The sequence below is a fragment of the Kribbella sp. VKM Ac-2569 genome (assembly GCF_004216905.1).
In the GTDB taxonomy this organism is placed as follows: Bacteria; Actinomycetota; Actinomycetes; order Propionibacteriales; family Kribbellaceae; genus Kribbella.
In genome coordinates, this window is sequence record NZ_SGXJ01000002.1 from 786,236 (window position 1) to 811,768 (window position 25,533).

Here is a 25,533-nt window from a genome sequence, read left to right on the forward strand (position 1 = left end):
ATGAGACGAACCGCCATCGCCCTGATCGCTGCTGCCCTGTTCGGCCTGACGGCCTGCGGTACCAGTGAGCCCGCCGCGACCGACGACGCCAGCAACGCAGCCGCGCAGCCGGTGTCGCTGACCGACGGCCGGAACAAGAAGCTCGATCTGAAGGCACCGGCCACCAAGGTGGTCGCGCTCGAATGGGGTGCGGCCGAGAACCTGGTCTCGCTCGGCGTGATGCCGGTCGGGGTCGCGGACACCAAGGGCTACACGAACTGGGTCACCGCGGCCAAGCTCGACCCGTCCGTGAAGGACGTCGGGACCCGCGGCGAGGCCAGCGTCGACGCGATCGTTGCCCTCAACCCCGATCTGGTGATCACCACCACCGACGAGGCGGCCAACACGATCGCGCAGATCGAGAAGGCCACGCCGGTGCTGGTGATCCGCGGCGCGGACGCCACGAACGCGATCCCGCAGATGAAGACCAACCTGGACCTGATCGGGCAGGCGGTCGGGAAGTCCGAGCAGGCCGAGCAGCTGACCACCGACTTCGACAAGGCGGTTGCCGACGGCAAGCAGAAGATCGCGGACGCCGGTAAGGCGGGCACCGGCTTCACGATGGCGGACGGGTACAAGCAGGGCAGCACGATCTCGATCCGGATGTACACGACCGGCTCGCTGCTCGGCGCGGTCACGACCGAGCTGGGCCTGAAGAACGGCTGGACCGGCGCCGGCGACAAGGACTACGGCCTCGCGCCGACCGACCTCGAGGGCCTGACCAAGCTGCCCGACGGCGCCTTCCTCTACATCGCCAACAAGAACGACGGCGGCGACGTGTTCGGCAGTGACCTGGCCGGCAACGCGATCTGGAAGAACCTTCCGTTCGTGAAGTCCAACCAGGTCCACCGCCTCCCCGACGGCATCTGGATGTTCGGCGGCCCGAAGTCCACCGAGCAGTTCATCGACGCCGCAGTCCAGGCAGTCACCTCTTGACCCAGTTGACGGCGCCGGCGCCGGAGGTCGAAAGCCTCCGGCAGCCGGTACGCAGGATTCGCGTCGCGAGCGTCTTCGTGCTCGCGTGCGTCGCCATCGTGGTACTTGCCGCCGTACATCTGACACAGGGGACCTCATCGGTCGGCGCGAGCGACCTGGTGCGGCTGGTGTTCGGGCAAGGGACCGACAACGCGGCAAACGTACTGGTGGCCTCTCGGCTGCCTCGCTTGCTGGCCGGGGTGCTCGTCGGTGTGGCGTTGGGTGTGGCGGGAGCCGGGCTGCAGTCGTTGGCCCGGAATCCGCTCGCCTCGCCGGACACGTTGGGGGTGAACGCCGGCGCCTACCTGGCAGTCGTGGTGGTCGCGGCGTTCGGGGTGTCGTTGCCGGTCCTGCCGGCCGGCGGGGTCGCGTTCGTCGGCGGGCTCGCGGCCGCTGGTCTGGTACTGGCGTTGTCCGCCGGCGGATCGACCGGGCCGACGCGGCTGATCCTGGCGGGATCTGCGGTCGCGATGGCGTTGGGCGGAGCGACGACGCTGATGCTGCTGCTCTTCCGCGAGGAGACCGTCGGCACCTTCGCCTGGGGAGCCGGCACGCTCGTCCAGACCGACCTGCGCGCGGTCACGCAGATGGCCCCGGTCGTTGCCGTCGGCATCGTCGGCGCGTTCCTCCTGGCCGCGAACCTCGACATCCTCACCCTCGGCGACGACACGGCCGCGGTCCTCGGCGTCAACGTACGCCGGACGCGCGTACTCACCACCCTTGTCACCGTCCTGCTCTCCGCAGCAGCCGTCACGGTCGCGGGACCGGTCGGTTTCGTCGGCCTGGTCGCTCCGGTACTGGTCCGACTCCTGGCCCCACTCATCCCCGGCCTGCTCCGGCACCGCGTCCTGCTCCCGCTCTCCGGTCTCGCCGGCGTTCTCGTCGTACTGACGTCTGACGTCGTACTGCGCGCTGCCTTCGGCGGCCAGGCCGGCGTGGAGATCCCGACCGGCATCATGACGATGGTGGTCGGTGCGGTCGTCCTGATCTGGCTGGCCCGCCGGCACCGCGACTCCGGCCCGAGCCGCTCCCCCGCGGGAACGGGCAGCGGGCTCCGCAGCCGCCGGACCTTCCTGCTCGTGGCCGCGGGACTGGTCGTTCTCCTCATCGCCGCCGTGCTGACCGCGATGCTCACCGGCGACGCGTTCCTGCGCACCGGCGACCTGGTGAACTGGATCAACGGCCGCTCCGGACGAGCGATCACCTACGTCCTCGACCAGCGTTTCCCCCGCGTCGTCTCCGCCGTACTGTGCGGTGCCGCCCTCGCGATCGCCGGTACGACGGTGCAGGCCGTGTGCCGCAACCCGCTCGCCGAACCCGGCATCCTCGGGATCACCGGCGGCGCCGGGGTAGGCGCGATCGCCACACTCATCCTGTTGCCATCAGCAAGCATCTGGCTGCTGTCCGGGGTCGCCGCGGCGGCTGCGGTGATCACGTTCGGACTCGTCTACCTGATCTCCTGGCGCGGCGGGCTCAGCTCCGACCGGCTGGTGCTGATCGGCGTCGGCGTCTCGTCGGCCGCGACCGCGATCATCACGCTACTGATCGTGGCCACCGACCCGTGGAACCTGAGTCTCGCGATGACGTGGCTCTCCGGCAGCACCTACGGCCGGACGCTCCCGCAAGTCGCCCCCGTCGCGCTAGCACTGCTAGCAATCACTCCGTTCATCGTGCACGTACGGCGTGAGCTCGATCTGCTCGCGCTGGACGACGACGTACCGCGCATCCTCGGCGTGCGACTCGAGCGGACCCGTTTGCTAGCACTGCTAGCGTCCGCGCTCCTGACAGCAGCGGCCGTGTCCGCGATCGGCGTGGTCGGCTTCGTCGGCCTGGTCGCTCCGCACGCCGCCCGCGCGCTGGTCGGCGGACGGCACGCCCGGATCCTCCCGGTCGCCGCGCTCCTCGGCGCGATCCTGGTCAGCCTCGCGGACAGCCTCGGCCGCACCGTTCTCGCCCCTGCCCAGATCCCGGCCGGCCTCCTGACCGCCCTGATCGGAGCGCCGTACTTCGTCTACCTGCTCTGGCGAACGCGGGTGCCGGTGCGCTGACCTCCGTGTCAAGATGGGGCGCATGCTGCGCGAACTGCACCTCACCGGCAATCCGGACGCCGACAAGTTGCTCAACGACGACCCGTTCGCCTTGCTGGTCGGCATGCTCCTCGACCAGCAGTACCCGATGGAGCACGCCTTCTCCGGTCCGCTGAAGATCGCGAACCGGATGGACGGTTTCGACCTGCACAAGATCGCCGCGACCGACCTGGAGACGTTCGTCGAACTCTCCGTCACCCCGCCGGCGATCCACCGGTACGGCGGTTCGATGGCCCGCCGCGTGCACGCCCTCGCGCAGGAGATCATCGAGAAGTACGACGGCGAGACCGCGAACATCTGGCTCTCCGGCCGCCCGAAGCCCGACGGCGCCGAGGTGCTGAAGCGGTTGAGGGCGCTGCCCGGATTCGGCGAGCAGAAGGCGAAGATCTTCCTGGCCTTGCTCGGCAAGCAGCGCGGCGTGGCCCCGAAGGGCTGGCGTGAGGCTGCGGGCAGCTACGGCGATCGCGGCTCCCGTCGCTCCATCGCCGACGTCACCGACGCTGCGTCCCTCGCCGAAGTCCGCTCCTTCAAGAAGGCCGCGAAAGCAGCCGTAAAGGCCTGATCTGCCGCGACAGTCGGGCCCGGTCTGTTGCAGGCCGGGCGCGGAAGTCAACGTGGTGGTTCCTTGTACTCCAGGCGATTCCCTGCGAAGTCCGCCGTACGGACATATGCTCCTTAAGGCGATGGGAGGAGCGCGGATGGATATCCGGGATCTGGATCGCAGGGCCGGTGCGGTGCTCGGGGAAGTCGTGATGCAGGTACGGCCCGAGCACCTGTGGTTTCCCACCCCGTGCCCCGACTGGACGGTGCGGGGACTGATGCGCCATCTGGTCAGCCAGAACGAGGGCCTCGCCGCGGCCGCGCTGAACGGCTCCGCCTCCGTCCACGTCTGGACCGGCGGCCGCCTCGGCGACAACCCCGCCGGTGCCTACCGGCGCTCCAACGTCCGGGTCGCGGACGCGTTCGCCGACGGCGGCGCGCTGGACCGGCTGGTGGAGGTCCGCGAGTTCGGCTCGTTCCCGCGCCGGATCGCCCTGACCTTCCACCAGCTCGACTGCATCGTGCACGCCTGGGACCTGGCCCGCGCGATCGACGTCCCGTACAACCCGCCGCCGGACATGGTCGAGCTGACGCTCACCCTGGCCCGCCGGATCCCCGACACCGAGGCGAACCGCGGCGCCGGCTACGCGTTCGAACGCAGCGTCAAGGTCTCCGGCACCGCCCCCGACCTCGACCAGCTACTCGGCCTCCTCGGCCGCAACCCGGAGTGGGTGTCCCCGCTCGACTGAGTAGTCCGGCAGGTCGATCGCGTCCGGTTTCGCCACGGCCGACTTCGCCAGTACGCCGGCCAGCAGCCGCGACGTCATCACCCGCAGCACGAAGTCCCGGTAGGCGATCCCGAACGCGCTCATCGGCATCGCCATCTTGATCCCGCCGGGTGGCAGCTCCATCCGCTGCTCGACGTACGCCTGCATCCGGGCCTGGTACGCCGGGAACGCGCGGACATGATCGCCCTGCGCAGCGGCCAACTCGCCCGCCAGCACGTACGCGCCGACGAGTGAAAGCGCCGTACCGTGGCCGGCCATCGGCGAACCGCAGTACCCGGCGTCACCGACCAGCGCGACCCGGCCGCGGGACCACTCCGGCACCTCGACCCGGCTGATGGTGTCGAAGTAGAAGTCGTCGGCCGCGTCCAACCCGTTCAGGATGTGCGGGGTGTGCCAGCCGAGGCCCTCGAAGCGCGACCGCACCAGCCGCTTCTGCGCCTCGACATCACGCCGGTCGTAGGTGAGCACCGGCGACCGGAAGCTCAGCAGCGCCTTCGCGAACCGCGGATCGCGATCCGGCCGCAGGCCGACCCAGCGCCCGCCCGGCGCGGTGTGGAGCTTCATCCAGTGCTCGAGGTTCTCCGGCGCCTCGATCGTGAAGTACGACGTGTAGCCGCCGAGGTGGTGCACGAACTGCTCCTCCGGCCCGAACGCGAGCCGCCGTACCCGGGAGTGCACCCCGTCCGCGCCGATCACGAGATCAAACCGCCGCCGCGTCCCGCTCGCGAACGTCACGTCGACGCCGCTCGGATCCTGCGTCAGTTCGGTGACCGAGTCGCCGTACAGGTACTCCACCTCGCTCGTCGCGTCGGCCAGGATCTCCGCGAGATCGCCCCGCAGGATCTCGATCTCCGCGACCGGCCCGGCGCCGTCGAGCAGTTCCGCGGGCATCGCCGCGGCCTGCCGCCCGTCGGCCTTCACGTACGCGAGCCCGCGCTCGTGCAGCTGCCGCTCGCCGACGGCCGGCATCAGCCCCATCCGCTCGGCCACCACCCGCGACACCCCGCGCAGGTCCACGGTCTGCCCACCCGGCCGCGGCGCCGACGCGATCTCGACCACCGTCGGCGCGAACCCGAACCGCCGCAGCCAGAACGCCAGCGCCGGCCCCGCAATCCCACCACCGGAAATCAGCACAGTCTTCATATCCCGCTCCCATTCACTAGTGCGCGTACGCCGTACACGGTGCACTAGGTGGAGGGGTTGACACCAGCGCGCACTAGGGCACCGGGCTTAGGTGCACTAGGCGTACCTGCATGCAGGCAGAACCCCCGGATTGGCGCCCTTCGACCCCGGATCGGAGGGGTTCTGCCTGCGCAGCGGTCCACTCAGAGGGTGAGAGCCAGCCGCGTCGCCTGCTCGATGGCTCGTTTGGCGTCGAGTTCGGTGGCTACGTCCGCTCCGCCGATCAGGTGGACGGGACGACCGGTGGTCTGGAGCGCTTCGGCGAGGTCGCGGACCGGTTCCTGGCCGGCGCAGACGACGACCGTGTCGACGGCCAGCACGCGCGCCTTCTCGCGTTTCGGGCCGAACGTGACGTGCAGACCTTCGTCGTCGATGCGTTCGTAGTTCACGCCACGCAACTGCTCGACCTGCTTGTTCTTCAACGCCGCCCGATGCACCCACCCGGTCGTCTTCCCGAGCCCGGCGCCGATCTTCCCGGCCTTGCGCTGCAGGAGATACACCTTGCGCAGCGACGGTTCCGGCTGCGGTACGGCGAGCGCGCCCGGCAGCAGCGTCGGATCGCCGACACCCCACTCCGCCTTCCATGCAGCGAGATCCGGCGACGTGGTGGTCAGGAACTCGCTGACATCCACCCCGATCCCGCCGGCCCCGATCACCGCGACCGTGTCCCCGACCGGTTTGTGTTCGCGGACAACCTCGACGTACGAGAGCACCTTGGGGTGATCGATACCGGGGATCGCGGGCACCCGCGGTACGACGCCGGTCGCGAGCACGATCTCGTCGAACCCGGCCAGGTCGTCGGCGCCGGCGCGGCGGCCGAGGTGCAGCTTGACGCCGGTCAGCTCGAGCCGCCGCCGGTAGTACCTGATCGTCTCGGCGAACTCCTCCTTGCCCGGGATCTGCTGCGCGATCCCGAACTGCCCGCCGATCTCCGCATCCGCCTCGAACAACTCGACGTGATGCCCGCGCTCGGCCGCCGTCACCGCCGCCGCCAGACCAGCCGGTCCGGCCCCGACGACAGCGATGGTCTTGGTACGCCGGGTCGGCAGCAACTGCAGTTCGGTCTCGCGAGCGGCCCGCGGATTGACCATGCAGCTCGCCTTCTTCTTCGCGAACACATGATCCAGACACGCCTGGTTGCAGGCGATGCAGACGTTGATCTCGTCGGCCCGGTCGGTCGTTGCCTTCAGCACCCACTCCGGATCGGCCAGGAACGGGCGGGCCATGCTGACCAGGTCTGCGTCGCCGCGGGCCAGAACTTCCTCGGCTACTTGCGGCAGGTTGATCCGGTTCGACGTGACGACCGGGATCTTCACGTGCGGCTTGAACGCCGCGGTCACGCTGGTGAACGCGGCTCGGGGCACGGACGTGACGATCGTCGGGACCCGCGCCTCGTGCCATCCGATCCCGGTGTTGATGATCGACGCCCCGGCCGCCTCGATCTCCTTGCCCAGCGCAACCACGTCGTCCCAGGTCTGCCCGCCCTCGACCAGGTCGGCCATCGACAACCGGTAGATGATCAGGAAATCGTCGCCGACCCGTTCCCGGGTCCGCCGCACGATCTCCACCGCGAGCCGGCGGCGGTTCTCCGGGCTGCCACCCCAGCGATCGGTCCGCTTGTTCGTGCGCTCGGACAGGAACTGGTTGATGAAATACCCCTCGGACCCCATGATCTCGACGCCGTCGTACCCGGCCTCGCGGGCGAGCGCCGCACAGTCGACGTACGCCTTGATCTGCTTGCGGACGCCGCGATCGGACAGGGCGCGCGGCTTGAAGGGGTTGATCGGGGCCTTCAGGGCGGAGGCCGAGACGCTGAACGGGTGGTACGAGTACCGGCCGGCGTGCAGGATCTGGAGCGCGATCCGGCCGCCCTCGGCGTGCACCGCATCGGTGAGCAGGCGATGCTTCCGGGCCTGCCGACGGTTGATGAGGGTCGATCCGAAGGGCGTCAGCCAGCCGGTGCGGTTCGGCGCGTAGCCGCCGGTCACCATCAGGCCGACGCCGCCACGAGCACGCTCGGCGAAGTACGCCGCCAGCTTGGGCAGATCGCTCAACCGGTCCTCGAGCCCGGTGTGCATCGACCCCATGATCACCCGGTTCGGCAAGACCACATGGCCGAGATCGAGCGGCTCCAGCAGGTGCGGGTACGAACTCATCGGTTGTCCTTCCGGAGGGCTTCGATCACTTCGTCGCACCAGGCGACGAAGGACTCTTCGGCGCGGACGCCGCCGCGCAGTACGAGGTATTGGTGCAGCTCGCGGCCTCGCAGGCCGGACGGCTTCGGGAAGTCGCGTCGCTGGATCCCGCGGTACACCTCGAGTCGCGTCGCGTGTTCGGCCCGGTGCCGCTCGATCTCCTTCAGCACGAGTTCGACCGATCCGAGCGAGGCGCCGCGGAGCTTCACACCCAGGCCGTCCCGCAGTACGGCGGGATCCTCCGGCTCGGCCAGCCAGCGCGACAACTCCGCACGCCCGGCCGCCGCGACCCGGTACACCTTCTTGTCCGGGCGGCCGTCCTGGGCGATCTCGGTGTGCTTCACCCAACCCGCCTCGTCCATCCGCCTCAGCACCCGGTAGATCTGCTGATGCGTGGCCGGCCAGAAGTACCCGATCGACCGGTCGAACCGCCGGGCCAACTCGTACCCGGACCCGGCCCGCTCGGTCAGCGAAACCAGAATCGCGTGCTCCAGCGCCATGACCCGAGGCTACCTATGCAACCAGTTGCAGTGCACCTGATTGCATCTCAGGTCACACCACTTGTCCGAACAAGCTTGCCGGCGTTTGAGAGAATGGTTGCAGACGCCATCTATCCCGGAGCGGAGCATCATGAACCACCCGACCAAGACGACGTTGCCCGGCATCGGTGTGCGGTACGACCTGGTCACCGACGGCGGTAAGCACGTGTCGGTGGTGGTGCACAACGACGGCCGGCGGTTCCTCGGCTTCCACAACCCTGAGGACGACGACGAGTGCCAGGCCAGCGTCCCGTTAGGTCAGGGCGAGGCGGCCGCGCTCGCGCAGTTGCTGATCCCGGAGCAGCTCGACCCGGTCCGCGGCGAGATCGAGATCGACCTGGTCACGGAGCACATCCCGATCACCGCCAAGTCGCCGTACTCCGGCCGGACGCTCGGCGACACCCAGGCCCGCAGCCGGACCGGAGCATCGATCGTCGCGGTACTGCGGCGTACCGGAGCGACCCCGTCGCCGACGCCGGACTTCCGGTTCGCGATCGGCGACACCCTGGTCGTGGTCGGCACCCGTGAGGGCGTCGACGCCGTGGCCGATCTGATCGCGGGGGGCTGAGCATGCACGAGAACATCACCGCCCTGCTGATCGAGCTGGGCGCGGTCATCCTTGCCCTGGGCATCCTCGGCCGGATCGCCGGCCGCCTCGGCTTCTCGCCGATTCCCCTTTATCTGCTGGCCGGTCTGGCGTTCGGGCACGGCGGGTTGTTGCCCTTGGCGGCGAGCGAGGAGTTCGTCGCCACCGGCGCCGAGATCGGCGTGATCCTGCTGCTGTTGCTGCTCGGGCTCGAGTACACGGCCTCTGATCTCGTCAGCACGCTGAAGACGCAGTACATCTCCGGAGTGGTCGACTTCCTGCTGAACGCGTTGCCCGGCGCGGCCGTCGCGTTGCTGCTCGGCTGGGGTCCGGTCGGAGCGGTCGCACTGGCCGGCGTCACCTGGATCTCGTCGTCCGGCGTGATCGCGAAGGTCGTCGGGGATCTCGGCCGGCTGGGCAATCGGGAGACGCCGGTGATCCTGGGGATCCTGGTGCTCGAGGACCTGTCGATGGCGGTCTACCTGCCGATCCTCACCGCGCTGCTGGCCGGCGTCGGGCTGGCCGGCGGGAGCATCACGCTGCTGATCTCGCTCGGGACGGTGAGCGTGGTGCTGTTCATCGCGCTCCGGTACGGGCGTGTCATCAGCCGGGCCGTTTCCTCCGACAACCCGGAGATGCTGCTGCTCGTCGTCCTCGGCCTCACGCTGCTCGTCGCGGGAATCGCGCAGCAGTTGCAGGTGTCGGCGGCGGTCGGCGCGTTCCTGGTCGGCATCGCGTTGTCCGGCGAGGTCGCCCACGGTGCGCGCAATCTACTCAGCCCATTGCGCGACCTGTTTGCCGCGGTGTTCTTCGTGTTCTTCGGCCTGAGCACCGATCCGGCGAAGATCCCGCCGGTACTGGCGATCGCGTTCGGGCTGGCGGTCCTCACCACCTTCACCAAGATCCTCACTGGTTGGTACGCCGCTCGGCGGGCCGGCATCTCGACCGCGGGTCGGTGGCGGGCCGGCGGGACGCTGGTCGCGCGCGGCGAGTTCTCGATCGTCATCGCCGGTCTCGCGGTCGGTGTCGAACCGAAGCTCGGTCCGCTGGCCACGGCGTACGTGCTGATCCTGGTCATCCTCGGCCCGGTCGCCGCCCGCTACACCGAGCCGCTCGCGCGCCGTCTCACCCGCAAACCTGCCAAACCGACCGAGCCGACCGAGGCCCCGGCCGCCGAACGCCTCGACGACACCGCCCACACCGCCGGCTGACCCGTCACCGCACCCGGCTGCCGGTGGCGGCCTTTTCGACGGTCTCGGCGATCCGGCGCTCGCGCGTCTCCGCGCGCTTGGCGAGGGTGATCCATTCGAGGATCGTCCGGCGGGCCGACGGCGGGAAGGCCCGGAAGTTCTCGTCCGCCCGCGGGTCGGCTGCCAGCGCGTCCCGCAGGTCGGGCGGGACGATCAGGTTCTGCGCATCGGCGAGCAGATCCCACGTCCCGGAGGTCCGGGCGTGCGCCACGAGTTCCTCGCCCGCCGGCATCATCAACCCCGCTGCGGTCAGTCGCTCGACCCGCTCACGGTTCACCTTGCTCCAGGTGCTCCGCGGGTTCCGCGGCGTGAAGCACTGGTACGTCGTCCGCTCGTCGCGCCGGACCGTCTTACTGTCGATCCACCCGAAGCACAGCGCGTGCTCGACCGCGGCCGCGAGATTCAGGCCGGATGTCTCGCGATGCACGACGAGCCAGACGGACCGCTCACTCCGGCCGTTGGCGGTCAGCCAGTCGCGCCACTCGTCGACATCCGCACACTTCAGGGCCTCGTTGTCGTTCATGAGACCAGCATGCGCCGGATAAGTGCTCATCCAGTGAGCAGTTTTTCTCCGCGTTCGTGATCGAGCAGCGCCTGCTTGCGTTCGATACCGCCGCCGTACCCGGTCAGGTTGCCGGTCGAGCCGACCAGCCGGTGGCACGGGACGATGATGCTGACCGGGTTCTTCCCGTTCGCCAGACCGACCGCCCGAGCGGATCCCGGCTTGAGGCCGAGCGTTTCTGCGAGACCGCCGTACGTCGTGGTCGTGCCGTACGGGATGTCCTGGAGGGCGACCCAGACATCACGCTGGAACGGCGTACCGACGAGGTGCAGCGGTACGTCGAAGGTCGTGCGGCCGTGGTGGAAGTACTCGTCCAACTGCTCGGCCACCGCGCGGAAGGCCGTGTCGTCGCAATCACCGAAGCCCGCCTGCTCCGGGCGGTAGCGCTGCCGGTCCATGTACAGACCGGTCAACTCGCCCGCATCGGTGCCCACCAGCGTGAGCGGACCCAGCGGGCTGTCGACGACGGCGTACGTCACCGGGTGGACTCCCACTGCGCGCGATCGATCCGGTAGAGCACGTGCCGCTGCAGCCGGTGGCCGTCCGCAAGGCGCGGATGGTCGAAGTCGCCGGGCTCGTCGTGCACCATGCCGATCCGCTGCATGACGCGCTGCGACGGCAGGTTCGGGGTCGCGGTGAACGACACGATCTCGTCCAGCCCGCCCGGCCCGAACCCGTGAACGAGCGCCGCCCGCGCCGCCTCGGTCGCGTAGCCGTTGCCCCAAGCACGTTTCGCGAGCCGCCAGCCGATCTCCACGGTCGGCATGCTGCTGTCGACTGAGATAAAGGGCGCCTCGAAGCTCGGCACCGACAGCCCGGTGAACCCGATGAACTCACCGGTGTCCCGCACCTCCACCGCCCACAGCCCCCAGCCGCGCTCGTCGATCATCGGAATGCTCCGGTCGATCAGCGCGTCGCTCTGCTCACGTGTCTGCGGGGCCGGGAAGTGCTCCATCACGGCCGGATCCGCGTTCAGCGCGGCGAACGGCTCCCGGTCGGAGTCGCGCCAATTGCGCAGCAGCAGCCGGTCGGTGGTGAGTTCGGTCATTCGTCACTCCGTGGGGATCTTGTTGATCGCATGGTCGCCGGTGGCCCACAGGTACTGCACGGCGTACGCACGCCAAGGCCGCCACGCGCGGGCGTGGTCGGTCAGGAGTTTGGGGGCCTCGGACAAGCCTAGGTCACGCGCGGCGTACCGGATGCCCAGATCGCTGGCCACGAAGGCATCCGGGTCACCGAGCGCGCGCATCGCGATCGACTCCACCGTCCACGGCCCGATCCCGGGCAACGCGGCCAGTTGCTCCCGCGCGCGATCCCAGTCGGCGCCGGCGCCCAGGTCGATCTCACCGCGCGCGAGCGTCGCGATCAGCGTGGTGAGCGTCGTACGGCGGGACTTCGGGAACGCCAGCGATTCCGGGTCGAGCTCCGCGAGCGCCTGCATCGTCGGGAACAGATGCGTGAGCCCGCCGGCCGCGTCCTCGATCGGCTCGCCGTGCTGCAGGACCAGGCGGTGCGCGTGCGTCCGTGCCGCCGCCGTCGACACCTGCTGGCCGAGCACCGCGCGTACGGCGAACTCCTCGCCGTCGACCGTGTGCGGCACCCGGCGGCCGGGCGCCTTCACGATCAGCGGAGCGAGCACCGGATCGGTGCCGAGCAGGTCGTCGACCGCGACCGGGTCCGCGTCGAGGTCGAGCATCCGGCGGCAACGGCTGATCGCGATCGCGAGATCGCGCTGGTCGGTGAGCGACAGCTGGCAGGCGATGTGGTCAGGCATCGGCCGCAGGGCGACGACACCGTGGCCGTGCGGGAGCCGCAGCGTGCGGCGGTAGTGACCGTCGCGCCACTCCTCGACCCCCGGTACGCCGGTCGCGATCAGGTGACCGAACAGGTTATCTGGCGTCAACGGTGCGCGGAACGGGAGCCGGAGCGAGATCGTGCCGGGCGCGGTGGACGTCGTACCCCGGCGGGCTCTGCGGCGCAGCTCCGTCGGCGCGAGCGCGAAGACCTCCTGCACGGTTTCGTTGAAGGTCCGCACGCTGGAGAAGCCGGCGGCGAACGCGACGTCCGCCATCTGCAGCTCACTCGTCTCGATCAGCAGCCGCGCGGTCTGTGCACGTTGCGCCCGGGCGAGCGCGAGCGGGCCGGCGCCGAGCTCGGCCTGGAGCTGGCGTTGCACCTGGCGAACGCTGTACCCGAGCTGACCGGCCAGACCTGGTACGCCGTCGCGGTCGACGACGCCGTCCGCGATCAGGCGCATCGCCCGGGCGACCAGGTCGGCGCGGTCGTTCCACTCGGGTGAGCCCGGGCTCGCGTCGGGACGGCACCGCTTGCAGGCGCGGAACCCGGCCTGCTGGGCGGCCGCGGCGCTCGGGTAGAACCGCATGTTCTCGACCTTCGGCGGCACCACCGGGCAACTCGGCCGGCAGTAGATCTTGGTGGTCAGCACCGCCGTGAAGAACCACCCGTCGAACCGCGCGTCCTTGGACTGCACCGCCCGGATGCATCGCTCCCTACACTCGTACACGCCCTCCAGCATCCCTGCCGCCACCGACAGTTCCTAGCGGTTTTGCGACATGGAGGTACGGCGGTCGCGGTTTTGCGACGCGAGGATCCGGTGGCCGATTCTCGCCAGCTTCGCCGTCGTCGCGCCGCTGAACTTGAAGGCATGAACGAACTACTTGGCAAGAAGGCACTGGTCACCGGCGGCAGCCGCGGGATCGGCGCGGCGACCGCCGTCGCGCTGGCGGAGCGTGGCGCGGACGTCGCGATCACCTACAACTCGTCGGCGGACGCCGCGGCTTCGGTGGTGAAGGAGATCGAGGCACTCGGGCGGCGCGGGTTCGCCTATGCGGTCGACTCGGGTGATGCGGTGGCGGTCGGTGACGGCGTACGGCGGGCCGCGGAATCCCTTGGTGGGTTGGACATCCTGGTCAACAACGCCGGCGTCGGCGCGATCGCCCCGATCACCGACCTCTCGTTGGAGGACGTCGATCGGGTGCTCGCGGTCAACGTCCGTGGTGCGTACGCCGCTGCGCAGGCCGCCGTACCGCAGCTGTCCGACGGCGGCCGGATGATCCACCTCGGCAGCTGCGTGACGGGGCGGGTCCCCGGGCCGGGGATGACGCTGTACGCGATGAGCAAGTCCGCGATGACCGGCCTGAGCAAGAGCCTCGCCCGCGAACTCGGACCGCGCGGCATCACGTCCAACGTCGTCCACCCCGGTCCGATCGACACCGACATGAACCCGGCCGACGGCCCCTTCGCCGCCGCCCAACTGACCAACCTCGCCCTCCCCCGCTTCGGCGCCGCCACCGAGGTAGCAGCCGCCATCACCTACCTGGCCGGCCCCAACGCCACCTACATCACCGGCACCGCCCTAACCATCGACGGCGGCCACACCGCCTGACCCAGGCCAACACAATGGGATATCCCTCCGCGTTATGGGTTCTCTGCTCGTATAGGAGTGGAGAACCCCCAACAGGAGGGGTTCTCCCCTCGGCGGCGCGGGCGGCGCGGACGGTTGTCGGTGGGTGGGGTTAGCGTCGGGTGGGTGAAGTTTTCGGTGACGGTTGGGGCGGTGGGGGTGGGGCGAGATCCGCGCGGGCTGGCGGAGCTCGCGGAGGTTGTGGAGGGGGCGGGGTGGGACGGGTTGTTTCTGGAGGACTATCTGGTCTACCAGGGGGACGCGTCCGAGCCGACATACGATCCGTGGGTTTGCTTGGCGGCGATGGCGATGGCCACCGAGCGGATTCGGATCGGGACTACTGTCACGCCGTTGCCTCGGCGGCGGCCGTGGAAGGTGGCGGCGGAGGCGGTGGCGTTGGATCATCTGTCCGGCGGGCGGATGATCCTCGGCGTCGGCATCGGGGACCCGGGTGATCCATTCATGGAGAGCAACAGTCCGCGGGTGCTCGCGGAGATGCTCGACGAAGGACTCACGGTCATCGACCAGTTGTGGACCGGTCAACCGGTGAGCTTCAGCGGGAAGCACTACACGCTGAACGACGCGCAACTGACGGCGCGGCCGGTGCAGGAGCCGAGGATCCCGATCTGGGTAGGAGGCAACTATCTCGTGCCCGCCGTACGGCGGCGGATCCTCCGCTGGGACGGCTCCTGCGCGTACAAAGGCAGCACCGACGCACCCCAGCAAATCACTCCGGACGACGTCCGCGCGCTACGAGCTGAGAGCGGCCGGGATCTCGACGTGAAGGTGAGCGGCGGGGACCCGGCCGCGTTCGCGGAAGCCGGCGCGACGTGGTGGGGACGATGGATCCCGCCGCTGTCCGTCGCCGACACGGAGGCCATCGTTCGTCAGGGACCGCCGACACTCTGAACCGTTGACAGCGCGACGGCTCCGGGAGAGACTGCGGATTGTTTTTAACGTTCAAAACGTCCGTGGGAGGTCGCTGTGGCTACTTTGAAGCAGGTCGCCGCCCACGCCGAGGTCTCGGTGCAGACGGTGTCGAACGCGTTGAACGCCCCGCACCGCCTGCGCGCGGACACGCTCGAACGGGTCAACCGCTCGATCGAACTGCTCAACTACCGGCCCAATCGTAACGCCCGCAGTCTCCGCACCAGCGCGGTCGAGCTGATCGGGTACTGCGTCCCGAGCTGGCCGAACCAGACGCACCTGGTGATGGACCAGTTCCTGCACGCCCTCTGCGCCGCCGCGGAACGCACCGGCCGGCACATCCTGCTCTTCACCGCACCGGGCGGCGTCGACGGTATGCCGACGTACGACGACCTGCACGCGCGCCGGATGGTCGACGGGTTCGTCCTGTCGCAGACCGAGACGCACGACCCGCGGCACGGCTGGCTGAAGGAACAGGACATCCCGTTCGTCAGCTTCGGCCGGGTGTGGAAGGAAACCACGCAGCCCGGTCCGTGGGTGGACGTCGACGGCGCCGCCGGCTCCGCGATGGCGGTCCGGCACCTGTACGAGAGCGGCCGTCGCCGGATCGCCTTCCTGGGCTGGCCGAAGTCGTCCGGGCTTGGTGAGGACCGGGTCGGCGGCTGGCGCGACGCCTGCAAGGACCTCGGTCTGCCGACCTCCGGGCTGACCGTCCGGTGCCGCGAGGACAGCATCGAGGAGGGCGCCCGCGCCACCGCGCGGCTGCTCGACAGCGGCCGTACCGTCGACGGGATCGTTGCCCTGAGCGACATTCTCGCGCTCGGCGCGCTCCGCGAGCTCACCCGCCGCGGCCTCACCCCCGGCCACGACGTCGGTGTCACCGGCTTCGACGACTCGCCGCTCGCCGAGGTCGTCTCCCCCGGCCTGACCAGCCTCCGGCAACCGATGGACCAGATCGCCGAAGAGCTGATCACGATCCTGACCGGCTCGAGCAACGGGAGCCCGGTCGAACGCTTGCTGCGGCCAGAACTGGTGATCAGGGGCAGCTCGGCCCCTGGCTGATTTTCGGCGCTTCTCCCCGGGCGCCGCGAGAAGGAGGAACCGCCATGACTCCCTATCCGACCAACCGAACCCGACCTCGCCGGAAACCGGTGCGCAAGGTGACCGGTGTCGCCCTGCTTGCCACAGCCGTCGTGCTGGCCGGCAACGCGTCGGCCACCGCCGGCCCTTCCGGCAGCACTGCAACCCAAGCGACGGCACCGTCCGAGCTCTCCGAGACCAGCCGCCTGACCGACCGCCGTTCGCTCGTCGTCGGCGACCGCGCCTACGCGATGGGCGACGAGTCCGGTCTCTACCCCGCCGCCGGGTGGCACATCCGCGGTGAGATGGGCGGCTTCTGGTCGCAGCCGATCAAGCTTCTCGACGGCATCTGGTTCGGGCTCGACGGGAACTGGCTCGGCAAGCAGGTGCCCGCCGCGAAGTACACCAGCGGCCACGGCTACAGCCGGATCGACTACTCCGGTGCCGTGAACGTACGCCGTACCGACTTCGTCCCCGACGGCATCCGCGCGACGCTCGTCGGACTCACGCTCAGCTCGAGTACGGCGAAGACGGTCAAGCTCGACGTCGACGCGCACTCCGAGCTGCTGCAGCCGTACCCGTGGGGCTGGACCAAACCGAGCGCCGCGGACGCGAACCTGCCCGACACCGGCGACTTCAGCAACGGCGCGCTCCGCTTCCGCGAGCAGGGCACCCCGTCGTACCCGAACGCGACCGCGCACGACTACGCCGCGTTCGTCGGATCGTCCCTGCGTCCGACGAGCCACCAGCTCGGCGTAGACCACCGCGGACCGCAGAGCCCGGCGGTGACGTGTCCGGCCGACGGTACGACGCCTGCGCGATGTGACGACTCGCTCGTCGGGAAGGGCACCGGCGGCCGGCTCACGTACGACGTACCGCTGGCGGCGGGTCAGCAGAAGACGATCTGGTTCGCTGTGGCCGGATCGGATCAGGGCAGCCCGGCCGCGGAACGTGAGTACGGCAAGGCCCTGAGCGACCCGGACAAGTTGCTGCGGGCAAAGACCTCCGCGCGGCAGCAGATCGACGCGCAGTCCGCAGTGGACCTTCCTGGTGACCGTCTCCTGCAGCAGAGCGTCGAGTGGAGCAAGCAGAACCTCGCGGACTCGGTCCAGGAGGCGCGCAACCTGCAGATCCGGGACGTGAACGAAGGCAAGGACTACCCGGCACCGGTCGGGACAGTGCCGACCGCCCGCTGGTTCGGCGCCGGCTTCCCGGACTATCCGTGGCTGTTCGCGACCGATGGTGAGTACACCGCGTTCGCCGCTGTCGCCGCAGGTCAGTTCGACACCGTGAAGGAGCACCTGCGGGCGCTCCGTGATGTCAGCGACCTTCTGAACAACCGCAGCGGCAAGGTCGCGCACGAGGTGACGCCGACCGGCGACGTGTACTTCGGCTCGAACCAGAGCGCGGGTAACACCGACGAGACAGTGAAGTTCCCGAGTACGGTCGCACTGCTGTGGCGCTGGACCGGTGACAACAAGTTCCGCGACGAGATGTACGACTTCAGCGTGCGGAACCTGCAGTACATCTACAAGACCCTCGACAAGGACAGCGACGGCTGGCCCGAGGGCCTGGCTAACGTCGAACGCGCGGGCATGGGCGTCGAGAAGCTCGACAGCACCGTGTACCTCGCCCGCGGTCTGCGGGACCTGGCCGATCTCGCCGCGTCCAAGCACGACACGACGGTGCAGCAGTGGGCGACCGGCCGCGCCAACGACCTCGAGTCCAAGTTCGAGGCGCAATGGTGGGTGCCGGCGGCGAAAGGGTACGCCGACTCGGTCGACGACCCGACCAACCCGGCGAACGACAACACCCCGATCTTCCATCGGCACTGGATCGGTGTCACGCCGATGGAAGCGGTACTGACTCGTCCGGGCCAGACGTCGCCGCTGGCATCGACCGAGAACGCGAAGACCGCGCTCGACCAGCGCGAAACGCCTTGCTACACAGGGGAATTCGGTCTCTTCCACACCGGCAGCGGCCCGACGTCCGCCGAGGGCGGAAACCGCGGTGACTCGTGTGACCCGATCGTTTCCCAGGTCCAGAGCGAGCGCACCATGTTCGGTCTGAACACATCGATCATGGCCGTTGCGGAGGGCAACTTCGGCCGTCTGGGCACGAAGCAGCAGCAGCGGTACACCACCGGCAACGCCCGGATCCAGCTCGATCCGTCGGTCTGGGAGACGCCCGGCGCGATGCCGGAGATCGCTCCGTCGCCGGACTCGCCGGCGAACATCGGCCGGCCGTTCTACGACCGCTCGATGACGCTGCAGGCCTGGGGCGCGTACGGCATCCTCTGGCCGGTGGTCCACCAGCAGCTCGGCGTCGATCCCGATCTGGGACACGGGCGGATCGCCGTCGTACCGCAACTCCCGGAAGGCCAGCAGAAGGTGGCCGGTAGCAACATCCGGGTCGGTCGCGGGGCGCTCGATGTGTCGGCACGCCTTACAGGTAAGGCGTTGTCGACCGACGTGACCGCAAAAGACGTCGACGCGGCGCTCACGGTCGGCGCCGTACTGCCGACCGGCGCGCAGGTGCAGAGCGTGACGGTCGACGGTCACGCAGCGCAGTACAAGCTCGTCACGACCAGCCGCGGGACGGAGGTTCAGGTGCTGGCGCGCGGTGCGCACACGGCACTGACGATCACTCTGAAGTGAGCTGACGAAACCCCCGGCCGGTGCGCAACCGTTCTGCGCGCCGGCCGGCTTTGTCATGCCCGGTATCCGGTACTGCGGAGTCTTGGAGAAGACAAGAAGGCGGGCCCCTCCGAGTATGAGTCGGAGGGGCCCGCACAGCTGAAGGAAGGTGACGTCTCCAGCTTCCCGATACGGGTCCGTGGAGGCCGGCAGACCCCGTCACCGGTCTACCTCGGTGGGGATCCCCACCGCGAGGGCCCTCGGTTTCCGTTCGACCCGCCGCTCCGATCGAAGCAGCGTGTCGACCTTTCTACCGCTGTCGGCAGGCCCGGCACAACCCTTTCCAGGCAACAGTTTCGGTCGTCCACAGTGAGACCGCAACCATCCACAGAAACCGTCCGGGTTATACACACCCCCTGTGCATAACCCCCTCAGCCCTTGGGCGGTTTGACTGCCATCGGGTGCAGGAGCCGGTACCCGCCGTACACGCCGAGCACGCTGACCACGAGAACGGACGGTACGGCGACGGCGAGTGGTGGACGGTCGTACCCGATGTTGTTCAGCACGTCCGCGAGCCACTGGGCGACGAGCAGGAACTCGGCCGAGGCCGCGGGCACGAGAGCGAGCGGCAGCAGCAGGATGCCGCGCCAGAATCCGAACCGGACGAACGTGATGCCGAGCAGCCAGCCCGTCACCTCGTGGGCGACGATCATCAGGAAGAACTCGGCGAACACCAGGCCGACCTGCGACGTACTCGTGAACAGGTGCGGGTTGGTCAGTTTGTCGGTCCAGCCCTGCGACGCGTACAGAACGTGTTCCACCTGGTAGACCAGCACCCACAGCAGCGCGGTGGCCGCCGCGGCACCGGTGAGATAGATGCCTGCGGCAACTGAAAACATCCGGCGGGTGATGCCCTGAGAGATCAGCAAGGCGAAGTACGCCGGGGTGACGGTGATGCCGACCGCCATCGAGAAGTACTTCGGCGACTGGGTTCCGTAGTCCCACGCGCTGCTGGTCACGCCGCTGGACAGAATCTGGAAGATGACCCCGATGACGAACAACGCGACGACCATCACCGCCCAGTAGCCGAGCAGCATCGGCCGCAGACCGACCGCCAGCGCCCGCAGCACGTGCTTGAGCCGATGCCAGTCGGTGACGCTACGCGGCAACCCCGCCCTGGTCTGGACCGCCGTACTCATGACTTGACCCCCGTGAGGTGGACGAAGAGATCCTGCAGGCCGACCTGGCCGATCTCCAGGCCGGCGGCGGTCGCCTGTGCGAGCAGCGCCGGGTCAAGGTCGCCGAGGACCGTGGTCGACTTGGTGCCGCCGAGCCGCTCCTCCGCGAGCACGGTGAAGCCGGCGGTGAACTCGTCGACGGCCGCGGCCGGACCGACGATCGAGGCGCCGCGCCCGCGGAGCGCGTCCACCGGCGACTGGGTGACGAGGCGGCCCTGGTCGAGGATCACGACCTCCTCGAGCATCGCGCTCACCTCGCTGACCAGGTGGGTGGAGAGCACGATCGTGCGCGGCACCTCGGCGTAGTCGGCGAGCAGCATGTCGTAGAAGAGATTCCGGGACGGGACGTCCATGCCCAGGTAGCTCTCGTCGAAGATCGTCAGCGGGGCGCGACTGGCGAGGCCGAGGACGACACCGAGCGCGGACTTCTTACCGCGGGAGAGCTTCTGGATCTTCTTGTTCAGCGGGACCTCGAAGCGGTCCAGGAGCTCGCCGGCGAGGTCGGCATCCCAGTACGGGCGCAGCGCCGCCGCGAGGCCGACCGCGTGCTTGACGGGTACGGCTTCCGGACGGTCACCGGACTCGCGGATCAGGCACACCCGGCTCGTCACGACCGCGTTCTCGTACGGCTCCTGCGCCGCGCCGAGGTCGCCGCCCTCGATCAGCACCCGCCCCTCGTCGGGCCGCCGGAAACCGGCCAGCGTCGCGGCGAGCGTGCTCTTGCCGGACCCGTTCCGGCCGAGCAGCCCGTGGATCTTCCCCGGCGCAAGACGCAGATCGAGCCGGTCCAGCGCGGGCACACCGGCGAATCGAACCGAGACATCCTCGGTCCTGACAGTCAGGGCGGCGGTCATCAGGCTTCTCCGTAGCTGCGGATGTGCTGGAGGATGTCTTTGAGGGGGATGCCGATCGCTTTGGCCTCGCGGATCATCGGGTCGACGACGTCGGCGAAGAACGAGTCGCGGCGGCCGGTGCGGAGCAGGTCGCGGGCGTTCGGCGCCACGAACATGCCGATCCCGCGCTTCTTGTAGAGCACGCCGTCGTCGACCAGCTGGGCGAACCCCTTGGCCGCGGTGGCCGGGTTGATCCGGTAGAAGGCGGCGTACTGGTTGGTCGACATCACCTGCTCGTCCTCGGCCAGCGCGCCGGTCACGATGTCGTTCTTGATCTGCTCGGCGATCTGCAGATAGATCGGACTCCGGTCGTCGAACACCATCCCACCCCCTTCCTCGGTTCGTTACCTGAGTAACGAACCATAGCACCGCCGGAGGGTCGGCCTCCCGCACAGGTGTGCACGCTCGACAGGACATGTCCCGCGATCGAGCGGGATTCCCGGTCGGCCTAGGCGGGGAGGGGCCGGCAGCGGACGTAGATGTCCTGTCGAGCTTGCCGCTATGGCAGGCGAGCGGCCAGGGACTCGAGGTGGGATTGCCAGAGGGCGGAGTGGGAGTTGGGGAGGGGGTCGATGGCGGAAGGGCCCCAGGCGTGGATGGGGCGGATGCCGTGCAGGGCGTTGACGAGCCAGACCTCGGTGGTGTTCTGCAGGGCGTCGGGGGTGATCGAGTGCTCGGCAACCTCGACGCCCTGGTTGGCGGCGATCCGGCGGAGCAGTTGGGCCGTGACCGAAGGGAGCAGCGGGCGGTCCGGCTCCGGGAAGCAGAGGGTGTCGTCCTCCCACCAGGCGACGGCCGAGTACGCCGCCTCGAGGACCGTCCCGTCGGTGTCCAGCAGCAGGATCTCGTCGGCGCGGTCGGCCGCGGACTCCTTCAGCTTGCCGAGCAGCTCCAGGTCCGGCCCCTTCACCCGCGGCGCGGTCCGGGGATCCGGTCCTTCGTGTACGGCGACCCGCACCCGACCGCCGATCGGTGGCGCCGGCCGCAGCTGCACCGCCAACTCCCCCGGCGCCTTCAGCTCGAACCGCGGGAACCACCGCCCGAACCCGGGCAACCGCCCGATCTGCTCGTCCCAGAACCGCTCCGCGGCGACCCCGGCCGCGGCGCACGACCGGACGAACCGGTCCCGGTGCAGTTCCAGTCCCCGGACTTTGCCATTGGCAACCAGAAACGAATCCGCCACCAACAGTTCTGTCATTCTCCCCCACCTTGTCCGCCGACGGCAGCCGTTGCCTTCAGCACCATTTCGTCGTACTCCGCGACCGGGTCGGAGTCAAGCACGATCGCACCTCCGGCGCCGATCACGGTCTCGTCCGCGGTCAGCACCGCCGTCCGGATCACCACACTCAGGTCCGCCCGCCCGTCCACGGTCAGGTAGCCGAGCGCACCGGAGTACACCCCCCGCGCACTCCACTCCAACGAGTCGATGATCTCCATCGTGCGGATCTTCGGCGCGCCCGTCATCGACCCCGGCGGGAAGCACGCGCGGACGGCGTCCACCGCGGTCACGCCGTCGCGCAGCCGGCCGCGGACGGTCGTCACCAGTTGGTGCACGGTGCGGTAGCTCTCGACCTGCATCAGCTGCGGCACATTCACGGTCCCCGGCACGCTGACCCGGCCGAGGTCGTTGCGGATCAGGTCGACGATCATCAGGTTCTCGGCGCGGGTCTTGTCGTCCTCCGCCAGCGCCTTCGCGGCGAGCTGGTCCTGCGCCGGGTCGAGGTCCCGCGGCGCAGTCCCCTTGATCGGCCGGCACTCGGCCCAGCCGTCCGCGTCCACGGTCAGGAACCGCTCCGGCGACGAGCTCGCCACCGCGAGATCGCCGTACCGGAGAAAGGCGGCGTACGGCGCGGGGTTCGCGGACCGCTGCCAGCGGAAGAACTCGAACGGATCCTGGACCGCGGGCAGCCGGACCCGGTTCGTCAGATTGACCTCGTACGTCTGGCCCGCCTCGAGCTCAGCCAGGACCCGTGCGATTCCGGCCAGGTACGTCGCGCGGTCCTGCTCCAGGTGCGCCTCGAGATCCAGCCGGGCGATCGCGGGTACGTCGACGCTGCCCATCCACCAGTTCGACGCGGCCTCCTCGGCCTTGTCCAACCACTCCTCGCCGTCGAGCGCCACCAGATAAGTGACGTCACGGTCGTGGTCGATGACGACGAACCGGTTCGCCCAGATCCACAGCGCGTCCGGCGTGTGGGCCTCGTGCGCAGCCACTCCCCCTGTCAGCGCCTTGAGCTCGTAGCCGAAGTACCCGACGTACCCACCGCAGAACAGGCCGTCCAGCTCGGGTGGCGGCTCCGCGGCTCGTGCTGCCAGCAGCTCGTTCAGTTCGGTGAAGATGTCGCCGTCAGTTACGTCCCGGGTGATGACGTCGTCTGTCGTCGTACCGAGGATTGAGACACGATGCGGTGCGCGGTCCGTCAGGCTGCCGTCGAGCCAGTAGGCGACCGGCTCGGCGGCCAGCAGCTCGCGGTAGAGAGTCTCACCGTCGAGCGCCCGGTCGAGCGTCCGGATAGACCAACGCAGCGCACTCACAGGCACACGGTACCGAGCCCGTGCCGATTCGTGGGCGCGGATCAGGACGTGGTCAGCGCCACCTTGGTCCGCATCGCGGTGATCCGGCGGATCGGGATCGCGACCTCGAGCCCGTCCTTGGACTCGGCGCGATCCGCGAGCCAGGCCGCCGCGGTGTCCCGGCGGACGTCCGGCGTACCCGGGAGGTAGAGCGCGTTCACCAGCCGCATCGCGTCGTCGCGGCTGTGGATCATGTACACGTACCGCTCGCGCTGGCTCTCCATCACGTCGAACCCGGCGTGCTTCAGCTGATCCTTCAGCTCGGTGATCTCACCACCGGCCGGGAACTGCGGAGTCGACCGCAGCCGCGTGGTCAGACCGCTCAGCGTGCGGATGTCGCCGCGCCGCAGCGGCCGTACGGCGGGCACGATCGCGGCCAGTACGCCGCCCCGCCGCAGTACCCGTGCCGCCTCGGCGAGCACGTCTGCCAGCGGCTGGAGGACCATCAGGCCCATCGAGCACGTGACGACGTCGAAGACCTCGTTGGCGAATGGCAGCTGCAGCGCGTCCGCCCGCACCTTCGGGCCGGGCGCACCGGTGAGCTGGGCCTCGTTGTTGTCGACCCCGACGACCCACCGCCCGTAGAGCTCCCGCGCCACCGGCCCGTTGCCGCAGGCCAGGTCGAGCACCCTGCGCGCCTCACCCGAGACAGCACGGACAAGCCAGCGGTACGGCGTGTGATCGCCGGCCACCGCGCGGGACAACAGGGCTTCGGTACTGCCCGGAGCCGCGGTGTGGAACTCCCGCAGGTACTCCGGCCAGTTGATCGCATTCTCAGACATGGCGGCCCGAACCTACCGGCTGGCGACCCGGCGTGCCTCGCCGGGTGCTCAGCGTTAACGCAGAGTTGACCGAGTTCAGACTCGGCTGACGAAGATGTGACCGGCGGTTTCGTCGGTGATCACGCCGCCGGCCTCGCGGCTCCCGACCAGGACGCCCTCGGCGTCGAGGGTGGAGTCGACCTCACGGCCGGGCAGTGCCCCGGCCCGGCGCAGGACCGCCATCGCGAAGTCGTCGGTCTGCACCGGCTCGGCGATCCGCCGTACCAGCACCCGCACGCTCTCCCCGGTGGCTGCGTCGAGGACCTGGTCCAGCGGCTCGACACCGACCCGGAAGTCCCCGATGTCGCTCACCTGGTGGTCCTTCTGCAGCTCCTCCAGGCCCGGGATCGGGTTGCCGTACGGCGATTCGGTCGGGTTGCCGAGGAGCTGGAGCAGCCGCAGTTCGACCGCGTCGCTCATCACGTGCTCCCAACGGCAGGCCTCGGCGTGCACGTCCTCCCACTCGAGCCCGATCACGTCGACCAGCAGCCGCTCGGCCAGGCGGTGCTTGCGCATCACCCGGACCGCCTGCTTGCGGCCGACGTCGGTGAGCTCCAGGTGGCGGTCGCCCTCCACCTTGATCAACCCGTCGCGTTCCATCCGTGCGACCGTCTGGCTGACCGTCGGACCGGACTGGTGCAGCCGCTCGGCGATCCGCGCGCGCAGCGGCAGGATGCCCTCTTCTTCCAGTTCGTAGACGGTCCGCAGGTACATCTCGGTGGTATCGATCAGCTCGCTCACGACAACCATTCTCACCTATTGAGGCAAGCCTTACCCAATTCGGCTGGGTACCGGAGCACGATGAGCACGGTGACGGCAGTGATGTGGTTCCGGCGGGACCCTCGGTTGAGCGACAACCCGGCGATCGCGGACGAGGTCGGTGCGGTGAGCGTGCACGTGAGCGCGGACTACGCGCCGTACGGACAGCAACGGGATGAAGAGGTTGAAGCCTCATTGAAGTGTCCGTTGGTGCGGACCGGGTTCGTCGGCGCGGGGATGCGGCAGCTGGCCGCGACCGGGTTCATGCACAACCGCGTCCGGATGGTCGTCGCCTCGTTCCTGGTCAAGGATCTTCATGTGCACTGGAGGTTCGGCGCGCGCTGGTTCATGCGCTCGCTCCGCGACCTCGACGGCCGGACCGCTCACGAGCCGTGGAGCGAGGCGTTCCGGAGGTACGACGCCATCCGCTCTTGACGC

At 69.2% G+C, this 25,533-nt stretch carries 25 protein-coding genes; 11 read left to right on the forward strand and 14 right to left on the reverse strand.

Annotation, left to right across the window (positions count from 1 at the left end; genetic code table 11):
* The 4 genes from EV649_RS16880 (at nucleotide 1) to EV649_RS16895 (ending at nucleotide 4,390) form a co-directional block, all read left to right on the forward strand.
* A complete protein-coding gene (locus EV649_RS16880; protein ID WP_130384388.1) occupies nucleotides 1-975 on the forward strand; it encodes an iron-siderophore ABC transporter substrate-binding protein in 975 nt (324 codons plus the stop codon).
* Nucleotides 972-3,062 (forward strand): iron ABC transporter permease, encoded by a 2,091-nt coding sequence (locus EV649_RS16885; RefSeq protein WP_130384389.1) that lies wholly within the window; start codon nucleotides 972-974, stop codon nucleotides 3,060-3,062. Before EV649_RS16880 ends, EV649_RS16885 begins: the two co-directional genes overlap by 4 nt.
* 22 nt (nucleotides 3,063-3,084) lie before the next feature.
* Nucleotides 3,085-3,663: an HhH-GPD-type base excision DNA repair protein gene (locus EV649_RS16890; RefSeq protein WP_130384390.1), complete on the forward strand. Its 579-nt coding sequence runs from the start codon at nucleotides 3,085-3,087 to the stop codon at nucleotides 3,661-3,663.
* A gap of 136 nt (nucleotides 3,664-3,799) precedes the next feature.
* Nucleotides 3,800-4,390 (forward strand): TIGR03086 family metal-binding protein, encoded by a 591-nt coding sequence (locus tag EV649_RS16895; protein ID WP_130384391.1) that lies wholly within the window; start codon nucleotides 3,800-3,802, stop codon nucleotides 4,388-4,390.
* Here EV649_RS16895 and EV649_RS16900 read toward each other — a convergent pair.
* The 3 genes from EV649_RS16900 to EV649_RS16910 all read right to left on the reverse strand — a co-directional run bounded on the left by EV649_RS16900 (nucleotide 4,340) and on the right by EV649_RS16910 (nucleotide 8,306).
* The gene (locus EV649_RS16900; protein ID WP_130384392.1) at nucleotides 4,340-5,572 is read right to left on the reverse strand and encodes an FAD-dependent monooxygenase; all 1,233 of its coding nucleotides are present in this window, start codon (nucleotides 5,570-5,572) and stop codon (nucleotides 4,340-4,342) included. The two genes, EV649_RS16895 and EV649_RS16900, sit on opposite strands and share 51 nt — an antisense overlap.
* Before the next feature lie 182 nt (nucleotides 5,573-5,754).
* Nucleotides 5,755-7,767, reverse strand: a complete 2,013-nt coding sequence (locus EV649_RS16905; RefSeq protein ID WP_130384393.1) for an NADPH-dependent 2,4-dienoyl-CoA reductase — start codon at nucleotides 7,765-7,767, stop codon at nucleotides 5,755-5,757.
* Nucleotides 7,764-8,306 (reverse strand): PadR family transcriptional regulator, encoded by a 543-nt coding sequence (locus EV649_RS16910; RefSeq protein WP_130384394.1) that lies wholly within the window; start codon nucleotides 8,304-8,306, stop codon nucleotides 7,764-7,766. The genes EV649_RS16905 and EV649_RS16910 overlap by 4 nt, the downstream gene beginning before the upstream one ends.
* A 130-nt stretch (nucleotides 8,307-8,436) precedes the next feature.
* Here EV649_RS16910 and EV649_RS16915 point away from each other — a divergent pair, with 130 nt between their 5' ends.
* Entirely contained in the window at nucleotides 8,437-8,913 is a 477-nt protein-coding gene (locus tag EV649_RS16915; RefSeq protein WP_130384395.1) for a TrkA C-terminal domain-containing protein, read from the forward strand.
* A gap of 2 nt (nucleotides 8,914-8,915) precedes the next feature.
* Nucleotides 8,916-10,142, forward strand: a complete 1,227-nt coding sequence (locus EV649_RS16920; protein WP_130384396.1) for a cation:proton antiporter — start codon at nucleotides 8,916-8,918, stop codon at nucleotides 10,140-10,142.
* Between the two features lie 4 nt (nucleotides 10,143-10,146).
* Here the strand turns inward: EV649_RS16920 and EV649_RS16925 are convergent, their stop codons facing one another.
* Genes EV649_RS16925 through EV649_RS16940 form a run of 4 tightly spaced genes read right to left on the reverse strand, consistent with a single transcriptional unit; the run spans nucleotide 10,147 to nucleotide 13,267 of the window.
* Nucleotides 10,147-10,704 carry a YdeI/OmpD-associated family protein gene (locus EV649_RS16925; protein WP_130384397.1) on the reverse strand — a complete coding sequence of 186 codons (558 nt, stop codon included), beginning with the start codon at nucleotides 10,702-10,704 and terminating at the stop codon, nucleotides 10,147-10,149.
* A gap of 26 nt (nucleotides 10,705-10,730) precedes the next feature.
* Nucleotides 10,731-11,222 carry a methylated-DNA--[protein]-cysteine S-methyltransferase gene (locus EV649_RS16930; protein WP_130384398.1) on the reverse strand — a complete coding sequence of 164 codons (492 nt, stop codon included), beginning with the start codon at nucleotides 11,220-11,222 and terminating at the stop codon, nucleotides 10,731-10,733.
* Nucleotides 11,219-11,791, reverse strand: coding sequence for a GNAT family N-acetyltransferase (locus EV649_RS16935; RefSeq protein WP_130384399.1), 573 nt, complete (start codon nucleotides 11,789-11,791; stop codon nucleotides 11,219-11,221). The genes EV649_RS16930 and EV649_RS16935 overlap by 4 nt, the downstream gene beginning before the upstream one ends.
* 3 nt (nucleotides 11,792-11,794) lie before the next feature.
* A complete protein-coding gene (locus EV649_RS16940) occupies nucleotides 11,795-13,267 on the reverse strand; it encodes an AlkA N-terminal domain-containing protein (protein WP_130384400.1) in 1,473 nt (490 codons plus the stop codon).
* 141 nt (nucleotides 13,268-13,408) lie between these two features.
* Here EV649_RS16940 and EV649_RS16945 point away from each other — a divergent pair, with 141 nt between their 5' ends.
* From EV649_RS16945 to EV649_RS16960, 4 genes are all read left to right on the forward strand, one after another.
* Nucleotides 13,409-14,149 carry an SDR family oxidoreductase gene (locus tag EV649_RS16945; protein WP_130384401.1) on the forward strand — a complete coding sequence of 247 codons (741 nt, stop codon included), beginning with the start codon at nucleotides 13,409-13,411 and terminating at the stop codon, nucleotides 14,147-14,149.
* A 144-nt stretch (nucleotides 14,150-14,293) separates the two neighbouring features.
* On the forward strand, nucleotides 14,294-15,076 hold the full coding sequence (locus tag EV649_RS16950) for an LLM class flavin-dependent oxidoreductase (RefSeq protein WP_130384402.1): 783 nt from the start codon (nucleotides 14,294-14,296) through the stop codon (nucleotides 15,074-15,076).
* Between the two features lie 75 nt (nucleotides 15,077-15,151).
* Nucleotides 15,152-16,156 carry a LacI family DNA-binding transcriptional regulator gene (locus EV649_RS16955; protein WP_130384403.1) on the forward strand — a complete coding sequence of 335 codons (1,005 nt, stop codon included), beginning with the start codon at nucleotides 15,152-15,154 and terminating at the stop codon, nucleotides 16,154-16,156.
* 44 nt (nucleotides 16,157-16,200) lie between these two features.
* Nucleotides 16,201-18,831: a glycogen debranching protein gene (locus EV649_RS16960; protein WP_241998288.1), complete on the forward strand. Its 2,631-nt coding sequence runs from the start codon at nucleotides 16,201-16,203 to the stop codon at nucleotides 18,829-18,831.
* Nucleotides 18,832-19,241: 410 nt separating this feature from the next.
* Here the strand turns inward: EV649_RS16960 and EV649_RS16965 are convergent, their stop codons facing one another.
* The 7 genes from EV649_RS16965 to EV649_RS16995 form a co-directional block, all read right to left on the reverse strand.
* Nucleotides 19,242-20,009: a hypothetical protein gene (locus tag EV649_RS16965; protein WP_130384404.1), complete on the reverse strand. Its 768-nt coding sequence runs from the start codon at nucleotides 20,007-20,009 to the stop codon at nucleotides 19,242-19,244.
* A complete protein-coding gene (locus EV649_RS16970; RefSeq protein ID WP_130384405.1) occupies nucleotides 20,006-20,902 on the reverse strand; it encodes an ABC transporter ATP-binding protein in 897 nt (298 codons plus the stop codon). Before EV649_RS16970 ends, EV649_RS16965 begins: the two co-directional genes overlap by 4 nt.
* A complete protein-coding gene (locus EV649_RS16975) occupies nucleotides 20,902-21,264 on the reverse strand; it encodes a GntR family transcriptional regulator (protein ID WP_241998291.1) in 363 nt (120 codons plus the stop codon). The genes EV649_RS16970 and EV649_RS16975 overlap by 1 nt, the downstream gene beginning before the upstream one ends.
* A gap of 176 nt (nucleotides 21,265-21,440) precedes the next feature.
* Nucleotides 21,441-22,139, reverse strand: a complete 699-nt coding sequence (locus tag EV649_RS16980) for an aminotransferase class IV (protein ID WP_130384406.1) — start codon at nucleotides 22,137-22,139, stop codon at nucleotides 21,441-21,443.
* On the reverse strand, nucleotides 22,136-23,476 hold the full coding sequence (gene pabB / locus EV649_RS16985) for an aminodeoxychorismate synthase component I (protein WP_130384407.1): 1,341 nt from the start codon (nucleotides 23,474-23,476) through the stop codon (nucleotides 22,136-22,138). Before pabB ends, EV649_RS16980 begins: the two co-directional genes overlap by 4 nt.
* Before the next feature lie 41 nt (nucleotides 23,477-23,517).
* Complete coding sequence (locus EV649_RS16990) at nucleotides 23,518-24,297, reverse strand: class I SAM-dependent methyltransferase (RefSeq protein ID WP_130384408.1); 780 nt, start codon at nucleotides 24,295-24,297, stop codon at nucleotides 23,518-23,520.
* Nucleotides 24,298-24,372: 75 nt separating this feature from the next.
* Nucleotides 24,373-25,077, reverse strand: coding sequence for a metal-dependent transcriptional regulator (locus EV649_RS16995; protein WP_241998293.1), 705 nt, complete (start codon nucleotides 25,075-25,077; stop codon nucleotides 24,373-24,375).
* Between the two features lie 60 nt (nucleotides 25,078-25,137).
* Between EV649_RS16995 and EV649_RS42140 the strand changes: the two genes are divergently transcribed.
* Nucleotides 25,138-25,530, forward strand: a complete 393-nt coding sequence (locus EV649_RS42140; protein ID WP_241998295.1) for a deoxyribodipyrimidine photo-lyase — start codon at nucleotides 25,138-25,140, stop codon at nucleotides 25,528-25,530.
* The last annotated feature ends 3 nt before the right edge of the window (nucleotides 25,531-25,533 follow it).